Origin of the sequence: Nocardioides glacieisoli (assembly GCF_004137245.1) — a bacterium.
GTDB lineage: Bacteria > Actinomycetota > Actinomycetes > Propionibacteriales > Nocardioidaceae > Nocardioides > Nocardioides glacieisoli.
This window is the reverse complement of record NZ_SDWS01000003.1, coordinates 51100-67375: the sequence shown is the minus strand read 5'-3', so window position 1 is coordinate 67375 and position 16276 is coordinate 51100. Positions and strand designations below refer to the sequence as shown.

The following is a 16276-nucleotide window of genomic DNA, read 5'->3' as shown; positions in this document are numbered from 1 at the left end:
CCTACTGCTCAGCCCGCCGCATGCGCCGCTCGCGCAGCGCGTCGGCCGGCCAGTCCGCCGGCACCCCGAGGTCGACGAAGCCGGACTTCTCGTAGGCCGCGACCGCGCGCTCGTTGTCGTCACGGACCATCAGGAACGTGTCGTGGCCGCTCGACGACGCCCACCCGGCCACCTGCTCGATGAGGCGGTCCGCGAGCCCGGTCCCCCGGTGCTCGGGCGCGACCCACATCGAGATCAGCTCCACGTGGTCGTCGGCCTGCGCGCCCGACACCACGCCCACGCCGCGGCCGTCGGACAGGGCGACGACCGTGAGCGGCACGTCGGTCAGCCGTGAGCGCCAGCGCTGCTCGGGCGCGTCCACCCAGTCGGCGTACGACGCCCCGAAGGCACCGGGTGCGTCCGCGAGCGAGGCCAGGCGCACGTCGCGGAAGGTCTCCCACTCGTCGGGACCGACGCGGACGAGCTCGGGCGCCGACATCAGCCGAGCTTCTTCTGGAAGTCGCCCAGCCAGGCCACCGGGCGGAAGCCCAGCACCTCGTTGACCGCGATCATGTGGGAGTTGACCTCGGCGTTGTACGTCGTGAGCCGGACGACATCGGGGCGCTCCCGCTGCAGCAGACGGAGGTTGGCGACCTTGACCGCCACCCCCAGCCGGTGGCCACGGTGCTCGCGGCGCACGAGGGTGCCCCACTGGTACGCGCGACCGGGGTCGTGGACGGTGGTGGCGAGGTCGGAGTACGCGACCACGTCACCGGACGCGGAGAGCGCGACGGTGTTGTACTTCGTGCGGCCCTGCCGCGCCAGGGTGGCCTCCCGCTCGCGCACCGCGTCGGTGCTGACCACCTCGGGCTCGAGCTCCAGCTCGCCCGTCGGGGCCTCGGTCGCCAGGCTCGAGGTGAGTGCGGCCCACCCCTCCAGCAGGTCGTCGGGCACCGGGCCGACCCAGGACCGCAGCTCGTACGCCGGGTGCGCGAGCGCCGCCTCGTCCGCCAGCCGCGCCAGCACGGCGTCGTCGACCGGCAGCGTGAGCTCGCGCTGCACCTCGGTCAGCGCCAGGTCGTAGCCGCGGGCGCGGGCGAACTGCGGACCGGGCGCGTCCTCGCCGAGCGGGCCGTGGTCCCAGGTCCACCCGACCAGCCCGGTCAGGACCGTGCGACCGCGGCGACGCGCCTGCTCCTCGACGTGCGCCAGGAGCGCCGTGCCGATCCCCGCCCGCTGCCGGTCGGGGTCGACGTGCACGTCGAGCTCGGCCAGCTCGAGGTTGTCCAGCAGCGGCGTGCGCAGGAAACCGGCGCCGACGGTCTCGCCTGCGGCGACGGCCGACCAACCGCCGGACCACGCCGACGCCCCGGTCTGCTGCATGACGGCACGCAGCTCCTCGAGCATCCACGGCGTGGCCGCCTCGCCCATCGCGTCCTGGGCGCGGAGGTAGACGCGGTGCCAGGCCTCGAAAGCGGTGGCGTCGAAGGGGTCGAGGTCGACGATCTCGAGACTCATCGCGCCCGGACCACCCGGCCCTCGTCCCACACCGGCCCGTCGGACTCGTAGACCTCGCCGTCGGCGCCGTAGACCAGGAATCGGTCGAAGCCCCGCGCGAACCAGCGGTCGTGGGTGACCGCGAGCACGGTGCCGTCGAACGCCTCGAGACCCGCCTCGAGCGCCTCGGCGGACTGGACGTCGAGGTTGTCGGTCGGCTCGTCGAGGAGCAGCAGCGTCGCGCCCGACAGCTCGAGCAGCAGGATCTGGAAGCGCGCCTGCTGCCCGCCGCTGAGCGACTCGAACCGCTGCTCGCCCGCGTGGGCCAGCTCGTAGCGGTCGAGCACCCGGCTGGCGGCCTCACGTCCCATCCCGTCCCTGTGGTCGTCACCGCGGTGCAGGATCTCCAGCAGCGTGCGCCCGACCAGCTCGGGGTGCTCGTGCGTCTGCACGAACCACCCGGGCCGCACGCGCGCGCCGAGCTTGGCCAGGCCCGTGTGCGGCACCGCCTTGGGAGGGGTGTCACCGACCGGCTGGTGCTCGACGTCAGGGTCGCTGCCACCCGCGGCGAGCAGCCGCAGGAAGTGCGACTTGCCCGACCCGTTGGAGCCGAGGACCGCCACCCGTTCGCCGTACCAGACCTCGAGGTCGAACGGCTTCATCAGCCCGCTGAGCTCGAGGTCGGTGCACACGACCGCGCGCTTGCCCGTTCGACCGCCCTTGAGCCGCATCGTGACCTGCTGGTCCCTCGGCTGCTCGACGGGCGGCCCGACCTCCTCGAACTTGCGGAGGCGGGTCTGCGCGGCCTTGTACTGCGAGGCCAGGCCGTCGTTGTACTCGGCCTTGATCTTGTAGCGCAGCACGAGCGCCTTGAGCTTCGCGTGCTCCTCGTCCCAGCGGCGCCGCATCTCCTCGAAGCGCTCGAACCGGTCCGCACGCGCCGCGTGATAGCTCGCGAAGCCGCCCGGGTGCGTCCACACCAGGTTGCCCGCGCTGCCGAGCTCGACGGTGACGATGCGCGTGGCGGTGTTGTCGAGCAGCTCGCGGTCGTGGCTGATGAAGAGGATCGTCTTGGCCGACTCGCGGATCCGGCCCTCGAGCCAGATCTTGCCGGGGACGTCGAGGTAGTTGTCGGGCTCGTCGAGGAGCAGCACCTGGTCGGGCCCGCGCAGGAGGTACTCCAGCACGAGCCGCTTCTGCTCGCCGCCCGAGAGGGTGCTGAGCAGCCGGTGCCGCGCGCGGTCGAAGGGCAGCCCCATCGACGCGGTCGTGCAGACGTCCCACGTCACCTCGACGTCGTACCCACCGGCGTCGGCGTAGTCGGACAGCGCGGTGGCGTAGGCCATCTGCGTGCGCTCGTCGTCGGTGTCCATCATCTCGAGCTCGACGGCGTCGACGGCCGCCGCGGCCTCACGCACGCGCGGCGGAGCGACGCTGAGCAGCAGGTCGTGGACGGTCTCGTCGCCCCCGCCGTGGCCGACGAACTGCCGCATCACACCGAGCCCGCCGGAGCGGGTCACCACGCCTGCGTGGGGCGCCAGGTCGCCGGTGATGATGCGCAGGAGCGTGGTCTTGCCGGCCCCGTTGGCGCCGACGAGGGCGACCTTCTGGCCGTCGCCGACGCGGAAGCTCACGTCGTCGAGCAGCACCCGCCCGTCCGGCAGCTCGTAACGCACTCCAGCGACATCCACGTGACCCACGAGAGGGGATTGTCCACTGCCGCCGTCGGGGCCGTCACCTCAATTGCCATGACTAGGGTCGAGACCATGACTCCGCGCACGCCCGTCCCGGAGCCGGGTGACGCCCTGCGCCAGCTGGTCGCCGCGATTCCAGCCGGCGGCACCGCGCTGGAGATCGCCTCCGGACCCGGGCAGGACGCCGAGGTCCTCGAGGCGCAGGGCATCACCGTGCTCCGTGCCGACGTGACCACCGAAGACCTCGGTGGTCCGTACGACGCCGTGCTGGCGCTCGCCGTGCTGCAGCACGTCGAACGGGAGCAGCTCCCCGACGTGCTCGGCCGGGTCGCGGGAGCCCTGCGACCCGGCGGCGTGTTCCTCCTCTCCGTCCGCGTGGGCGACGGCGAGCAGTGGGAGGTCGGCGACTCCGGCAACCCCTACTTCACCGTGCTGTGGCGCGAGCCGGACCTCTGCGACCTGCTCGAGGACGCCGACCTCGACCTCGTGTGGCGAGCCGAGGCCGAGGACTCCGAGGAGAGCCACTGGCTGACCTTCCTCGTCCGCAGGGGGCGCTGACAACCGGTCTAGTCCATGCCTAGGGTGACGGACATGGCGTCCTCCACCTCGGTAGAGCAGACCACCGTCCCCCGCTGGAAGATCATCGGCCCCGGACTCGTCGTCGCGGCCACGGGCGTCGGTGCGGCCGACCTCGTCGCGACGCTGATCGCGGGGCAGAAGTTCGGCTACACGCTGCTGTGGTGCGTTGTCGTCGGCTGCCTCATGAAGATCGTGCTCGTCGAGGGAGCGGGACGTTACTCGCTGTCCACGGGGAAGACGATCTTCGAGGGCTGGCGTTCCCTCGGCATCTGGACCACGTGGTACTTCGCGCCCTACATCGTGATCTGGGGCTTCGTCTATGGTGCCGCCGCGATGGCCGGCACCGGGCTCGCCCTGCAGGGACTGTTCGGTGGGCTGTCGACCACCTGGTGGGGCATCGCGTCGGGCCTGATCGGTCTCGCGCTGGTCTGGACGGGTCGCTACTCGGTGTTCGAGAAGGTGCTCGCCGCCCTCGTCGGGATCATGTTCGTGACGATGGTCGGAGCCGCCCTCCTGACCCTGCCCAACCTGGGTGAGCTGCTCACCGGCCTGGCCCCGCGGATCCCCGACGGAGGCTTGGTCAACACGTTGGCCCTCGCCGGCGGCGTCGGCGGCACGATCACGCTCGCGGCCTACGGCTACTGGCTGCGCGAGAAGGGTTGGAGCACCCCGACCTACATGCGCGTGATGCGCATCGACAACACCGTCGCCTACGTCGTCACCGGCCTCTTCGTGCTCGCCACCCTCGTCGTCGGCGCCGAGCTGCTGTACTCCACCAGCGTCGCGATCGAGAGCGGCGACGCCGGACTGCTGGACCTCGGTCTCGTGCTGCAGGACCGCTACGGCCAGTGGGCCGGCAAGCTCTTCCTGCTCGGCTTCTGGGCGGCCGCGATGTCGTCACTCGTAGGCGTGTGGAACGGCGTCAGCCTGATGTTCGCCGACTTCGTGACCATCGTGCGCGGCGGCGTCAGTGAGGACGCCGACGCCCGCGCCGGGGGCAAGTGGTACAAGGCCTACCTGCTCTGGCTGACCTTCCCGCCCATGGCGATGCTCTTCCTGGGCAAGCCGGTCTGGCTGTTCCTGGCCTACGGCGTGCTCGGCGCCTTCTTCATGCCGTTCCTCGCCGTCACCCTGCTGTGGCTGCTCAACACCGACCGCACCCCGGTCGAGTGGCGCAACAAGCTGCACTCCAACGTGCTGATGGTGATCATCGCCCTCGCCTTCCTGGCCCTCTGCGTCAACGAGGTGCGCAAGGCGATCGCGGGCGCCTGATCACTCCTCGGGCGGCACCGGGAGCTGCGACAGGTCGAGTTGCCGCAGAGCTTCCGGAGTGAGGTCCTGGACGACACCGGACCGGAAGAGACCGTTCCAGCCCGGGCAGGACGCCTCCGTGACGGCGGTCGCGACGTAGCCACCGCTGGAGAGCAGGGCGATGCGCGACAGGTCGTTCTCGGTCGGGCAGTCGTAGTCGGCCGTGCGGCGCGGGGAGGAGAAGATCGCGTCCTCCGCCACACTCGACTCCCTGCCGATCAGCCGCCGGCTCGCCTCCAGCAGGTCGTCGGGGCCGTAGCGGCAGATCGAGAACGTCGCGTACGACTCGGTGGTCGTCGCCGCCTCCGCCTCCCCCAACGTCGCGGGGCAGTCGTTGGGGTCGACGCCGTCGTTGGTCTCGACGGAGTCGACCAGCCGTCGCGCCGTCGCGCGGTCGGGAGCGACGACGGTGACCACCGTGTCCGCGTCGTACCAGTAGCCCAGCCAGGCGCCGTCGGGGTAGATCGGGTCCGAGGCGCCCTCGGTCTCGAACTGCCATACGTGACCGCTGTCGTACGCCGGGTCGAGCGCCGCCCCGTCGCCGATCGTCACGCCATAGCCGTTGATCGGCGAGCACGCGATCGCAGGCGTGAGCGTGTCGGGCCGGGTGACGAGCGGGAGCGCCTCGTCGGGTGTCGCCCCGACGGTGCACCAGCCGGACGTTCCTCCGTATCCCCAGTCCACCGGCACCTCGAAGGTCACGTCGTGCCACGACTCGGCGCGGTAGCCCGTCTCGATGACCCCCGGCGGCAGGCCGGAGGTCGCGGTCGGCTCGTCGGCGATCCGCCCACCGCCGTCCGACGACGGCCCGAGCTGGTCGAGTCCCAGCGGCACCCCTGCCGCCACGACCGCGGCAGCCGCGACCGCCCACGTCGTACGACGTCGACGCAGGCGCCGGCGTGCACCGGTGGCGAGCCGGAGGGCGTCGGGCGCAGCGCCCGCGCGCTCGGTGAGGGTGTCGCGCAGCCGTGCCTCGAGATCACTCATCGTCTTCTTCTCCCAGGTCGTGTCGCATCGCCGCGATCCCGCGGGAGACGCGCGATCGCACGCTCCCCTCGCGCACGCCGGTGAGGGCGGCGATCTCGGCATAGTCGAGGTCTTCGTAGAACCGCAGCACGACGGCGGTCCGCTGGTCCGGCGGCAGCGCCTGGCACGCACGCCAGAGCCGGTCGCGGTCCTCGGCGCCCACACCCGTCGGCACCGGTCGGTCGTGCACGACCTCCACGGGCACCTCGCGCCGGCGCAGCTTGCGCCACCGGGACACGTGGGCGTTGACGACCATCCGGCGCACGTAGGCGTCGGGGTCGTCGACGGTCGAGATGCGTGACCACCGTGGCAGCGCCCGGGAGAGCGCGTCCTGCACGACGTCTTCTGCGTCGGCGCCGTTGCCGGTCAGGACGTAGGCCAACCGCAGCAGGGCGGGACCCCTGGCCGCGACCCAGCTGTCGAAGTCGGGCACCTCCACGCTGGTCCTCCCGGCCTGGGCCATCGTCGTCATGCACTACCAACGCCGCTGGGCGGCCTCCTGTTGCAGGCGTGGTGCAGACAGTGTCAGATGCCGGTCCGGTGCCGGATCCAGACATTGGGCTCGACGTAGGTCGCGGTGCCGTGCTGGGCGTCGCACATCACCGGCGCCAGCGCGCCGGGCACCACGACGGGACCGGTCGTGTCGAAGGGCAGCCCGGTCCACCCGCGCCACTCCTCGACGGTGCCCGGGATGCACATCGACCGCGGCGCGACCCGGTCGATCGTGCCGCCGGCCCGCACGTGGACGCGCAGCCACGGGTCGACCGGCAGGCCGTCGTCGCGGGTGCGGAAGGCGTACGTCGACATCGGCTCGTGCGGGTCCGTCTTGCCGTTGGGCCGGACCGGGGCGAGCAGCTCGGCGAAGCCCAGCCGCCCGGCGTTGTCGCGCAGCGCGGCCAGCATGACGCTCGAGAGCCCGGTGCCCTGGAGCGCGGGCTCCACGCAGATCTCCGCGGCCGTCACCGCGTTGGGGGTGTCTTCCCAGATCCGGGTCAGCAGGGCGTTGCGGAGGGCGTAGTCCCAGCCGGCGTCGGGCAGGTCGCCGGCCGGTAGCTGGAACGGCACGCTGAACGCCTTGGCGACGATCCTGCCCGTCGCGTCCAGGGCGACCAGGACGTAGTCGAGGAACTCGTCGAGGCAGTCGTAATAGGAGTTGCCGATCGGGTCGTGCTTCATGAACTCCGGCCAGGAGGTCTCCATGTCCCAGAACACGTCCCACGGCTGCGGCCGCTCGGCCAGGGTCACGATCTCGAGGTCCATGCCACTCATCGTCCTCGCGGGAGCAACCGATTTCAGAGTCGCTCGGCCACCCGTCGCGCGGCGACCTGCAGGATCTCCCAGGCAGTCGAGAAGGGCGGGGCGTAGGCGAGGTCCATCCACGCCAGGTCGTCGACCGTCCCCCCGGCCCACAGCACGGCCGCGGCGGCATCGATCCGCTTCCCGGCGCCGCGTCCCCCGACGACCTGCACGCCCAGCAGCCGCCGTGTGGTGCGGTCGGCCATCACCCACAGCGCGATCGGCTCCGCCTCCGGCATGTAGCCGCTGGCGGTCGATCCCTCGGTGACCAGGGCGACGGGATCGTGGCCCGCGGCCTCGGCATCCTTCCGCGACAGCCCGGTGCGGGCGATCTCGAGGTGCACGTCGCCGTAGGAGAAGCGGGTGATCGAGGTGTCGGTCATCCCGTCGAACGACAGCGTGCCGCCCGCCAGGCTGTCGCCGAGAGCGCGGCCGTGCTTGTTGGCGTGCGTGCCGAGCGGTCGGAACACCCACGCGTCGTCGAGCCGTCGGCGCACCTCGCAGCAGTCGCCGGCGGCCCAGACGTGGTCGGCCACCCGGCCGTGCGGGTCGGGGCGCAGCGCCCCGCCCTCCGTCAGCTCGATCCCCGTGCCCTCGAGGAAGGCCGTGGCGGGTCGTACGCCGATCGCGACCACGACGAGGTCAGCCTCACGCGTGCCGCCGTCCCAGCGGACACCGGTCACACGGTCGCCGTCGAGCTCGAGGCCCGTCACCTCCGCGCCCAGCAGCAGCTCGATGCCGGCATCGGCCAGGCCGACGTTGACCCGGTCGGACATCTCGTCCTCGAGCATCGCCATCCCGCGGGTGCGGGTGAGCACGGTGACGCCGAAACCCTTGCGCAGTGCGGCTTCTGCGACCTCGACCCCCACGTAGCCGGCACCGACGACGACCACGTGCGCACCCTCGGGAGCACCCGCGAAGCGCTCGATCCACTCGGCTCCGTCGTCGAGCGTCTTGACCGCGCCCACGCCGTCGTACGTCGTCCCGTCCGGTCGCAGGGCCCAGTCGGGCAGGACCGCCGGGGCTCCGGTGGCGACCACGAGCTCGTCCCACTCCACGACCTCGCCCTCGCCGGTCGTGACGGTCTGCGCGACCAGGTCGGCCGACACGACCTCGGTCGACATCCGCAGGTCGATGCCCGCCTCGCGGTGCGCGTCGGCGGTCCGGGCGACCAGGTCGTCGGCGGAGTCGACGTCGCCCGCCATCAGGTAGGGGATGCCGCATGCGCTGTAGGACGTGTGGGTGCCCTTGTCGAGGACGGTGATCGCGAGCTCGCGGCCGGTGCGCTTCGCGGTCCGCAGTGCCTGGTGGGCGGCCGACATGCCGGCGGCGTCGGCGCCGATGATGATCACCCGCTTCGCCGGACTCATGTGCGCGCTTGCTGCGCTGCGCGCGTCCATGAGCGCTTTCGCTCGCTGCGCTCGCTCACTGCTTGGCCCAGAGGTTGACCTCGGACTCGGTGGCGTAGCGCTCGATCTCGGCGAGCTCGTCGTCGGTGAGCCCCGGCCCGGCGAGGGCGTCGAGGTTGGTGTCGAGCTGCTCGACGCTCGAGGCCCCGATCACGGCGCTGGTCACCCGCTCGTCACGCAGCACCCACTGGAGCGCGAGCTGGGCGAGCTTCTGCCCGCGCCGCTCGGCGACGCCGTTGAGGTGGCGGACCCGCGCGAGCACGTCGTCCTCCAGCCCGGCGATGGTCGAGTCGTCGCGCGCGGCCCGGGAGTCCGCCGGCACGCCGTCGAGGTAGCGGTCGGTCAGCAGGCCCTGCGCGAGCGCGGTGAAGACGATGCAGCCCATCCCCTGCGCCTCGAGCTCGTCGAGCAGGCTCGGGCCGCCGTCCTGCGGCTCCTCGATCCACCGGTTGAGCAGGCTGTAGGACGGCTGGTGGATCAGCAGCGGCGTGCCGAGGTCGCGGGCGATCTCGGCCGCCTCCTTCGTCTTCGCCGCGGAGTAGGACGAGATGCCGACGTAGAGCGCGCGCCCGGACCGGACGGCCGTGTCCAGCGCCGTCATGGTCTCCTCGACCGGCGTCTCGGCGTCGAAGCGGTGGCTGTAGAAGATGTCGACGTAGTCGAGCCCCATCCGGGCCAGTGACTGGTCGAGCGAGGCGAGGACGTACTTCCGCGACCCACCGCCCTGGCCGTAGGGGCCCGGCCACATGTCGTAACCGGCCTTCGTCGAGACGACGAGCTCGTCACGGTAGGGCTTGAAGTCGTCCGCGAGGTAGCGCCCGAAGTTCTCCTCGGCGCGGCCGTAGGGCGGCCCGTAGTTGTTGGCGAGGTCGAAGTGGGTGACGCCGCGGTCGAAGGCGCGGCGCAGGATCGCACGCTGCGTCTCCTCGGGCCGGTCGGTGCCGAAGTTCTGCCAGAGCCCGAGCGAGAGCGCGGGCAGCTTCAACCCGCTCCGCCCGGTGTAGCGGTAGGTCATCCCGGTCGAGTCGTCGTACCTGCTGGACGCTGCTTCGTGGGCCATGGCCCCATCCTGCCGCCTGCGCCCCACCCGGTGATCGCCCTCGGGGGTGTCCCGGGGGCGCCTCCGGGCTGTACCGGATGGCTTGCCGGCGCCAACAGGAGTCCACTGGTCACATGTCGCTGCGCGGAACGGCCCTCAGGCTCGCGGTCTCGACCGCGTCACGGCGCCTTCCTGCGCACGTCCGCTTCCCGTTGCAGCGCGACGGCGTCGACCCAGTGCGGCGGCTCGACGAGGCCCGTGCGCACGGCGACGTCGTACGCCTCACGCGGCTGCTGGGCACGCGCGTCTGGCTGGTCACGGGGTACGACGTCGCGCGGGCCGTGCTCGCCGACTCCGACTCGTTCGCCAACGACGTGCGCCAGCTGATCGGGCGGCAGGACCGCGCGCCGGCCGAACGGATCGGCGGCCTCGGCATGACCGACCCGCCCGACCACGAGCGGCTGCGGCGGGTGCTGACGCCGTACTTCACGCGTCGCCGCCTGGCCGACCTGCAGGCCGACATCGACCGGGTCGTCGCCGACGCGCTCGACGACATGGCCGCACACGGTCCCGAGGTGGACCTGGTGGAGCGGTTCGGCTTCGCGGTGCCGTTCGGGGTGATCTGCGACCTGCTCGGGATGCCTGAGGTCGACCGGCTCGACTTCCGGCAGCGCGGGGCCGCGCGCTTCGACCTGCGTGACGGCACCGCTCGCATCTTCGACACCGCAGCCGGGACGCGACAGTTCCTCATCGACCTCGTCGCCTCGGAGCGCCGCGACCCGCACCTGCCCGACGGCTTGCTGGCCCGGATGGTCGCCGAGCACGGCCCGGACTTCGACGACGTGGAGCTCGGCGGCCTCGCCGACGGTGTCTTCCTCGGCGGCTACGAGACCAGCGCCAGCATGCTGTCGCTCGGCACGTGGGTGCTGCTGCAGCACCCGACCGCGTGGAAGACCCTGCAGCGCGGCGAGCCCGCCGAGGTCGAGCAGGTCGTCGAGGAGCTGCTCCGCTTCGTCTGCCCCGTGCAGATCGCCTTCCCGCGCGTCGCCCGGCGCGACCTGGTGGTCGGCGAGCAGGCCGTGCGTGCCGGCGACGTCGTCGTCGTGTCCCTCACCGGTGCCGAGCGCGACCCCGCTCGTCGTGTCGACGCCGCCTGGTTCGACCCGAACACCGCCACGGCGGGGACCCTCGCCTTCGGCCACGGGCTGCACCGCTGCGTCGGCGCGGAGCTGGCCCGGATGGAGCTGCGGACCGCGCTGGTCGGGCTCGCGCAACGCTTCCCCGACCTGTCGCTCGCGTGTGACCCGGCCGACCTCCGCTTCACCGAGCTCGCCATCGTCCACGGCGTCGAGGCGCTGCCGGTGCGGCTGGGGTGACGGTCGTAGGCTCGAACGGGTGGCACGCAGTCCGCTCGTCCTCGCCGCGGCAGTGGTCGCGATGACCTCGGCCTGCGCGACGGACGACCCGCGGCGCCCGTCCTCGTCGCAGGCGCCCGTCGAGCGACGTACGACGAGCGCGGCGACGCCGGCGCCCACCCCGACCCCCACGGAGACCCCGACCGCCTCCGAGACGCCTGCTCCCGCGCCGGTGCCCGAGCCGAGGCGCTCGTTCGTCACCATCCCGGCGATCGGCCTGGAGGACTTCCCGGTCGTGCGCTACACGGGCTCGCCCGACGACGCCCCGGGCACCGAGCTGCAGAACGCGGGCGAGATGGCGTCCCCGCGCGGAGCCCGCGGTGGTGTCGGTCCGGGCGAGGTGGGCAACTACATCGTCACCGGCCACCGGCTCACGGGCACCGCTCCCCTGCGCGACTCCCCCTCGCTGCGCCGCGGCGACCGGATCCTCGTGCGGACCGGCGACACCGTGTTCGTCTACGAGGTCCGCCGCACCCGCTGGACGTCCTTCCGCCAGCCGCGGTCGCTGCGCGCACAACGCGCACCGATGCCCGGCCGCATCGGCGAGGAGGCGACCGAGCCGATGATCACGCTCTCGACGTGCGCGACGCTCGAGGACCACGCCAACGGCAACTACTGGTCCGACGAGTTCGACAACCCCGAGCACCGCATCGACAAGATCGGCGTGCTCGTCGCCACCCGGCCTGCCTGATTCCCGGTTGCCGCGCGGACCGGCGACAGGATTGGATGCGCGCCATGCAGGACACCTGGCGCGAGCCCGACTTCGTGGAGCGCTCGCACGCGTGGATCGACGAGCGTCTCGTCGACCTCGGCCGCACGCGCACCGGCGAGGTGGAGCAGCCGCACGTCACCGACTGGTCCACCGTCATGCGCGTCCCGACCGACGGCGGCACGGTGTGGTTCAAGGCCAACGACGACACCATGGTCCACGAGGCCGCGGTGCTCGAGCTGGTCGCGGCGCGCTCGGCCGGTCGCGTCCCCGCACCGCTCGTGCGCGATCCCGGCACGGGCTGGATGCTGCTGGCCGACGGCGGACAACGGCTGCGCGAGCTCGTCGAGGAGGAGCGCAGCCTGGCTCGCTGGCAGGACGTGCTGGGCGCGTACGCGCGCGTCCAGATCGCGTGCGAGGACGTCGTCGACGAGCTCCTCGCCCTCGGCCTGCCCGACCGCCGGCTGGCGACGCTGCCCGGGGCGTACGCCGACCTGGTGGCCGCCCTCCCCGACGCCGATCGGCGCCTGCCTCCCGCGTCGGACATCGAGGAGCTCTGCACCCGGCTGGCGGCGTACGGCATCCACGAGACCGTGCAGCACGACGACCTCCACGACGGCCAGGTGTTCCTCTCCGACGGCGTCCACCAGGTGCTCGACTGGGGCGATGCCTGTGTCTCCCACCCCTTCTTCACCCTCGCCGTGACGCTCGAGGGAGTGATCTCGTGGGGCGTCGACGACGTCCAGGACTCCGAGGACCTCCGCCCGCACCTCGCGGCCTACCTCGAGCCCTACGCCGCCCGCTACGGCACCACGGTCGCCCACCTGCGCGAGGCGGCCGCGATCGCGATGCGCCTCGGCTGGGTCTGCCGGGCGGTCAACGGCGCGCTCCCGCAGGAGCCCGACCGCACCCACGTGCGGCTGAAGATGTTCCTCGACGGGAAGCCGTAGGCCGGCGTGGCAGGCTGACGCACATGGCAGGCGACCACCCGGGCGATGAGCGGAGCACCGCGGAGACCGACCTCCGCATGGGTCGCCAGCAGGTGCACGTCTACGAGGCCATCCTGGTCGCGGCAGGCGATGCGCACGCCGTGCTCGACGACCTGCTCGGTGCGGCGGACCCCGACGCCGCCCGCGCGGCACTCCGGGAGCGCTACGGGTTCACCGAGGTCCAGGCGTCCGCCGTGCTGGACCTCCAGCTCTCGCGCGTGACGTCCTCGCAGCGGCAGCGGATCGAGCAGGGCCTGCACGAGGTGAGAGCTCGTGTCGCCGAGCTGGAGGAGCAGCTCGGCTGACGCACCGTCAGCCGCGCCGCGTCTCCAGCACCCGGAAGCCCTTGTGGCTGGCCAGCCGCGTCGTCGGCCAACCCTGCTCGCCGAGCCAGCGCTGGAGCGAGTCGGCGCCGAGGAACTTGCCGACGACCATCACCATCCGCCCGCCGGGGGCGAGGCGCGGGAGCCAGGTGAGCAGGAGGTCGTGCAGCTCCTCCTTGCCGATGCGGATCGGTGGGTTCGACCAGATCTCGTCGAAGACCTGGTCGCTCGGCACCTGCTCGGGCAGGCACGCGACGAAGCGCGGGGCGAGGCCGGCCGCACGCGCGTTGTCGTTGGCGAGCAGGATCGCGCGCTCGTTGACGTCGACGGCGGTGACGTTGGCGAGCGGCACTGCGCGGGCCAGCGCGAGCCCGATGACGCCGTAACCACAGCCCAGGTCGAGGAACTGTCCCTGCGGCGGAGGCTCGAGCTCGCGGAACAGCACGGCCGTCGCGTGGTCGAGGTGACCGCGGCTGAAGACCCCGGAGCCGGAGTCGAGGGTCAGCCGGTGTCCCCACAGCTCGACCTCGAAGCTCTCCCGTTCGAACGGCACGTTCGGGTCGGCGGAGAAGTAGTGCTCAGGCATCGATCGCCTCTCTCTTCGCTCGGGCCCGCTCGGACTGCGCGGCCAGCTCGGCGTCGTCGGGATAGCCGACCTCCTCGAGCGTGAGCCCGTGCGCATGTACGACGCGCACGCCGGCGTCGCGACGGCGTCCGGCCATCACCTCGGCGGGCCAGGTCGTCGGCTGCCGCCCCTCGCCGACCGCGATCAGGCTGCCGACGAGCGCCCGCACCATGTTGTGGCAGAAGGCGTCCGCGCGGACCGACCCGACGACCAGGCCTGCGGCGTCGCGCCTCCAGGCGAGGTCGAGCAGGGTGCGCACCGTCGTCGCACCCTCACGCTGCTTGCAGAAGGCGGCGAAGTCCTGGAGCCCGACGAGCGGCGCCGAGGCGGCGTTCATCGCGCCGAGGTCGAGGCGCCGCGGCCAGGTCAGCACGTGCCCGCGCACGAGCGGGTCGGCGAGCTCCTGGGCGTCGACGATGCGGTAGGCGTAGCGGCGCCAGATCGCGGAGAAGCGGGCATCGAAGCCGTCGGGCGCCTCGCTGATCCGGCGTACGCGCAGGTCGGGCGGCAGGATCCCGTCGACCCGGCGGGCGAGTGCGTCGAGCGGCGGGTCGGTCGAGCGACCGGCCGACGCCGTGACGACGTCGGGCTCGACGTCCAGGTGTGCCACCTGCCCGCGGGCGTGGACGCCCGAGTCGGTGCGACCCGCCACGGTGATCCGCGCCTGCGGAATCCGCAGCGCGGTCGCGAGGGCGTCCTCGAGCGTGCCCTGCACGGTGCGCAGCGTGGGCTGCGCCGCCCAGCCGGAGAAGTCGGCGCCGTCGTAGGCACAGTCGATCCTCAGGCGCACCCTGCGATCCTAGGGCGCGTCCGGACCGCCTGCGAGAAGTGGTGTCGCACGACGGATTCATTACCTAGGCTGACCCGCGTGATGTGGGGGATCCGACTGCTGCGACTGTTCCTGCCGCTCGCCCTGGGGGCCGGCGCGCTCGGCGGCGTGCCGGCGCTGGTCGTGCCGGCGGGGGCCGCGGTGCAGCCCTGCGAGGTTGCGTACGCCGTACCGGGCGGGGCGATTCGAGCGGAGCCCGACGCGGGCAAGAACCACTCGCTGCTGTGGCTCGTCGCGAAGGTCGACGACGCGCGGGTCGTCACCGACATCGACATCACCGCCGACTTCACGCACCCGGACGTGAGCCAGCTGAGCCTGCACCTCCTGACACCGCAGACGCAGGGGCTCTCACCCACCATCCAGGCGTTCAACACCGGCATGGCAACCGGCCGCGCACAGGGGGCGTACACCTTCGACGAGGACTCCGGCGCCAGGCCGCTTTCCGGCGCGAACCCTGCTCCCGGCACCTATGGGACCGCCACCCCCGAGAAGATCCTCGAGGGCTACCCGGCGACCGGGACCTGGAACCTCTGGCTCTCCAACTATGGATCAGCGGCAGGCATCGTCAGCTCGATGACCCTGACCCTCACCTACGCCACCTGCGACAGCGACGGCGACGGCGTGGAGGAGAAGGCCGACAACTGCCCCTTGGTCGCCAACGCCGACCAGGTCAACCGCGACGCCGATGCACTGGGTGATGCCTGCGACCTCGACATCGACGGAGACGGCCTCGGCAACAGCACCGACGGCTGCGCACGCACGGCCGCGGCAACGGAGACCGGCTGTCCGGCGGTCGGCCGCACGGCCTCGTTGAGATACGCCAAGGCCACGAAGAAGCTCACGGCCGTCGTCCGCTCCGACATGCCCTCCTGCCGTGCTGACGCCAAGGTGACGCTGTTCCGCTCGAAGCCCGGCAAGGACACCAAGCTCGTCGTCGGCACGACCACCAGCAAGGGTCGCTGGACGCGCAAGGCTCCGAAGGTGGCCGGCCGCTACTACGTGAAGGTCGCCAGCTCCTACGCCACGGGTGAGGCCGAGTGCGGCCGTGCCCGGTCGAAGAAGGAACGCGTGCCGCGGGCCAGGACGGCGCTCCGCGCCCTGCTGGTCGACACCGACGGTGACGGCCTCGACGACACCCGGGACGGCTGCCCGACGGTCGCCGCGAGCACCTCCACCGGCTGCCCGTCCGCTTCTCGGAGCGTCTCGCTGAAGTGGCTGGCCGGGAAGCAGCGCCTCCAGGTGCAGGTGGGCTCCCCCGTCGCGGGCTGCGCGCAGCGGGCACGCATCGCGCTCTTCCGGGTGCGCCCCAACCGGGACTACAAGGTCTTCGGCGGCAGCGTCAGCTTCAGCGGTCGGCTGCGGATCAAGGTCGCCCGGGGGGCGACGTACTACGTGACGGTGCCGACGTCGTACGCCTCCGGTGTCGCCGAGTGTGGTGCCGCGGAGTCGCGGAAGGTGCTCGCCCCGCGCGGCTGAGGGTTGTTCAACCAACTGGTTGACAACGCTGGGCGAGCCGTCGTACCTTCATTCAACCAATTAGTTGAAGAAGGTGTCAG

General features: G+C 72.1%; 17 protein-coding genes. 7 read left to right on the top strand and 10 right to left on the bottom strand.

Annotated features, from left to right (window positions below):
* Position 1: 1 nt before the first annotated feature.
* Genes EUA06_RS07875 through EUA06_RS07865 form a run of 3 tightly spaced genes read right to left on the bottom strand, consistent with a single transcriptional unit; the run spans position 2 to position 3176 of the window.
* Positions 2-478: a GNAT family N-acetyltransferase gene (locus EUA06_RS07875; RefSeq protein ID WP_129474492.1), complete on the bottom strand. Its 477-nt coding sequence runs from the start codon at positions 476-478 to the stop codon at positions 2-4.
* Positions 478-1497 carry a GNAT family N-acetyltransferase gene (locus tag EUA06_RS07870; protein ID WP_129474491.1) on the bottom strand — a complete coding sequence of 340 codons (1020 nt, stop codon included), beginning with the start codon at positions 1495-1497 and terminating at the stop codon, positions 478-480. The genes EUA06_RS07875 and EUA06_RS07870 overlap by 1 nt, the downstream gene beginning before the upstream one ends.
* The gene (locus EUA06_RS07865) at positions 1494-3176 is read right to left on the bottom strand and encodes an ABC-F family ATP-binding cassette domain-containing protein (RefSeq protein ID WP_129474490.1); all 1683 of its coding nucleotides are present in this window, start codon (positions 3174-3176) and stop codon (positions 1494-1496) included. The genes EUA06_RS07870 and EUA06_RS07865 overlap by 4 nt, the downstream gene beginning before the upstream one ends.
* 66 nt (positions 3177-3242) lie before the next feature.
* On the opposite strand from EUA06_RS07865, the gene EUA06_RS07860 reads away from it, so the two are divergent.
* Positions 3243-3728 carry a class I SAM-dependent methyltransferase gene (locus EUA06_RS07860; RefSeq protein ID WP_207208264.1) on the top strand — a complete coding sequence of 162 codons (486 nt, stop codon included), beginning with the start codon at positions 3243-3245 and terminating at the stop codon, positions 3726-3728.
* 33 nt (positions 3729-3761) lie between these two features.
* Positions 3762-5021, top strand: a complete 1260-nt coding sequence (locus EUA06_RS07855) for an Nramp family divalent metal transporter (RefSeq protein ID WP_129474488.1) — start codon at positions 3762-3764, stop codon at positions 5019-5021.
* On the opposite strand, the gene EUA06_RS07850 is transcribed toward EUA06_RS07855, so the two are convergent.
* The 5 genes from EUA06_RS07850 to mgrA are packed head-to-tail and all read right to left on the bottom strand — an operon-like array spanning position 5022 to position 9851.
* Positions 5022-6047 (bottom strand): hypothetical protein, encoded by a 1026-nt coding sequence (locus EUA06_RS07850; protein WP_129474487.1) that lies wholly within the window; start codon positions 6045-6047, stop codon positions 5022-5024. It lies immediately after the preceding gene.
* Positions 6040-6558: a SigE family RNA polymerase sigma factor gene (locus EUA06_RS07845; RefSeq protein ID WP_129474486.1), complete on the bottom strand. Its 519-nt coding sequence runs from the start codon at positions 6556-6558 to the stop codon at positions 6040-6042. The genes EUA06_RS07850 and EUA06_RS07845 overlap by 8 nt, the downstream gene beginning before the upstream one ends.
* Positions 6559-6611: 53 nt before the next feature.
* Positions 6612-7346 (bottom strand): N-acetyltransferase, encoded by a 735-nt coding sequence (locus EUA06_RS07840; protein WP_129474485.1) that lies wholly within the window; start codon positions 7344-7346, stop codon positions 6612-6614.
* Positions 7347-7378: 32 nt separating this feature from the next.
* Entirely contained in the window at positions 7379-8752 is a 1374-nt protein-coding gene (locus tag EUA06_RS07835; protein WP_129474484.1) for an FAD-dependent oxidoreductase, read from the bottom strand.
* A gap of 55 nt (positions 8753-8807) precedes the next feature.
* Entirely contained in the window at positions 8808-9851 is a 1044-nt protein-coding gene (gene mgrA / locus EUA06_RS07830; RefSeq protein WP_129474483.1) for an L-glyceraldehyde 3-phosphate reductase, read from the bottom strand.
* A gap of 113 nt (positions 9852-9964) precedes the next feature.
* Between mgrA and EUA06_RS07825 the strand changes: the two genes are divergently transcribed.
* The 4 genes from EUA06_RS07825 to EUA06_RS07810 are packed head-to-tail and all read left to right on the top strand — an operon-like array spanning position 9965 to position 13248.
* Positions 9965-11206, top strand: coding sequence for a cytochrome P450 (locus tag EUA06_RS07825; RefSeq protein WP_165354305.1), 1242 nt, complete (start codon positions 9965-9967; stop codon positions 11204-11206).
* Positions 11207-11225: 19 nt separating this feature from the next.
* A complete protein-coding gene (locus tag EUA06_RS07820; RefSeq protein WP_242498035.1) occupies positions 11226-11936 on the top strand; it encodes a class E sortase in 711 nt (236 codons plus the stop codon).
* Positions 11937-11971: 35 nt separating this feature from the next.
* Positions 11972-12904, top strand: coding sequence for a phosphotransferase (locus EUA06_RS07815; RefSeq protein WP_129474481.1), 933 nt, complete (start codon positions 11972-11974; stop codon positions 12902-12904).
* A gap of 23 nt (positions 12905-12927) precedes the next feature.
* On the top strand, positions 12928-13248 hold the full coding sequence (locus EUA06_RS07810; RefSeq protein WP_129474480.1) for a DNA gyrase subunit A: 321 nt from the start codon (positions 12928-12930) through the stop codon (positions 13246-13248).
* Positions 13249-13255: 7 nt separating this feature from the next.
* On the opposite strand, the gene EUA06_RS07805 is transcribed toward EUA06_RS07810, so the two are convergent.
* Together EUA06_RS07805 and truA are read right to left on the bottom strand one after the other, a co-directional pair.
* Complete coding sequence (locus EUA06_RS07805) at positions 13256-13852, bottom strand: class I SAM-dependent methyltransferase (RefSeq protein WP_129474479.1); 597 nt, start codon at positions 13850-13852, stop codon at positions 13256-13258.
* Positions 13845-14681: a tRNA pseudouridine(38-40) synthase TruA gene (truA, locus tag EUA06_RS07800; protein WP_129474478.1), complete on the bottom strand. Its 837-nt coding sequence runs from the start codon at positions 14679-14681 to the stop codon at positions 13845-13847. Before truA ends, EUA06_RS07805 begins: the two co-directional genes overlap by 8 nt.
* Before the next feature lie 81 nt (positions 14682-14762).
* On the opposite strand from truA, the gene EUA06_RS23305 reads away from it, so the two are divergent.
* Positions 14763-16196, top strand: a complete 1434-nt coding sequence (locus EUA06_RS23305; RefSeq protein ID WP_340640787.1) for a thrombospondin type 3 repeat-containing protein — start codon at positions 14763-14765, stop codon at positions 16194-16196.
* Positions 16197-16276 lie beyond the last annotated feature (80 nt).

Bases quoted from the DNA above. Each gene is read 5' to 3' on its own strand.
- EUA06_RS07875 (WP_129474492.1), bottom strand. From the start codon at position 478: ATGTCGGCGCCCGAGCTCGTCCGCGTCGGTCCCGACGAGTGGGAGACC.
- EUA06_RS07870 (WP_129474491.1), bottom strand. From the start codon at position 1,497: ATGAGTCTCGAGATCGTCGACCTCGACCCCTTCGACGCCACCGCTTTC.
- EUA06_RS07860 (WP_207208264.1), top strand. From the start codon at position 3,243: ATGACTCCGCGCACGCCCGTCCCGGAGCCGGGTGACGCCCTGCGCCAG.
- EUA06_RS07855 (WP_129474488.1), top strand. From the start codon at position 3,762: ATGGCGTCCTCCACCTCGGTAGAGCAGACCACCGTCCCCCGCTGGAAG.
- EUA06_RS07850 (WP_129474487.1), bottom strand. From the start codon at position 6,047: ATGAGTGATCTCGAGGCACGGCTGCGCGACACCCTCACCGAGCGCGCG.
- EUA06_RS07845 (WP_129474486.1), bottom strand. From the start codon at position 6,558: ATGACGACGATGGCCCAGGCCGGGAGGACCAGCGTGGAGGTGCCCGAC.
- EUA06_RS07840 (WP_129474485.1), bottom strand. From the start codon at position 7,346: ATGGACCTCGAGATCGTGACCCTGGCCGAGCGGCCGCAGCCGTGGGAC.
- EUA06_RS07835 (WP_129474484.1), bottom strand. From the start codon at position 8,752: ATGAGTCCGGCGAAGCGGGTGATCATCATCGGCGCCGACGCCGCCGGC.
- mgrA (WP_129474483.1), bottom strand. From the start codon at position 9,851: ATGGCCCACGAAGCAGCGTCCAGCAGGTACGACGACTCGACCGGGATG.
- EUA06_RS07825 (WP_165354305.1), top strand. From the start codon at position 9,965: ATGTCGCTGCGCGGAACGGCCCTCAGGCTCGCGGTCTCGACCGCGTCA.
- EUA06_RS07815 (WP_129474481.1), top strand. From the start codon at position 11,972: ATGCGCGCCATGCAGGACACCTGGCGCGAGCCCGACTTCGTGGAGCGC.
- EUA06_RS07810 (WP_129474480.1), top strand. From the start codon at position 12,928: ATGGCAGGCGACCACCCGGGCGATGAGCGGAGCACCGCGGAGACCGAC.
- EUA06_RS07805 (WP_129474479.1), bottom strand. From the start codon at position 13,852: ATGCCTGAGCACTACTTCTCCGCCGACCCGAACGTGCCGTTCGAACGG.
- EUA06_RS23305 (WP_340640787.1), top strand. From the start codon at position 14,763: ATGTGGGGGATCCGACTGCTGCGACTGTTCCTGCCGCTCGCCCTGGGG.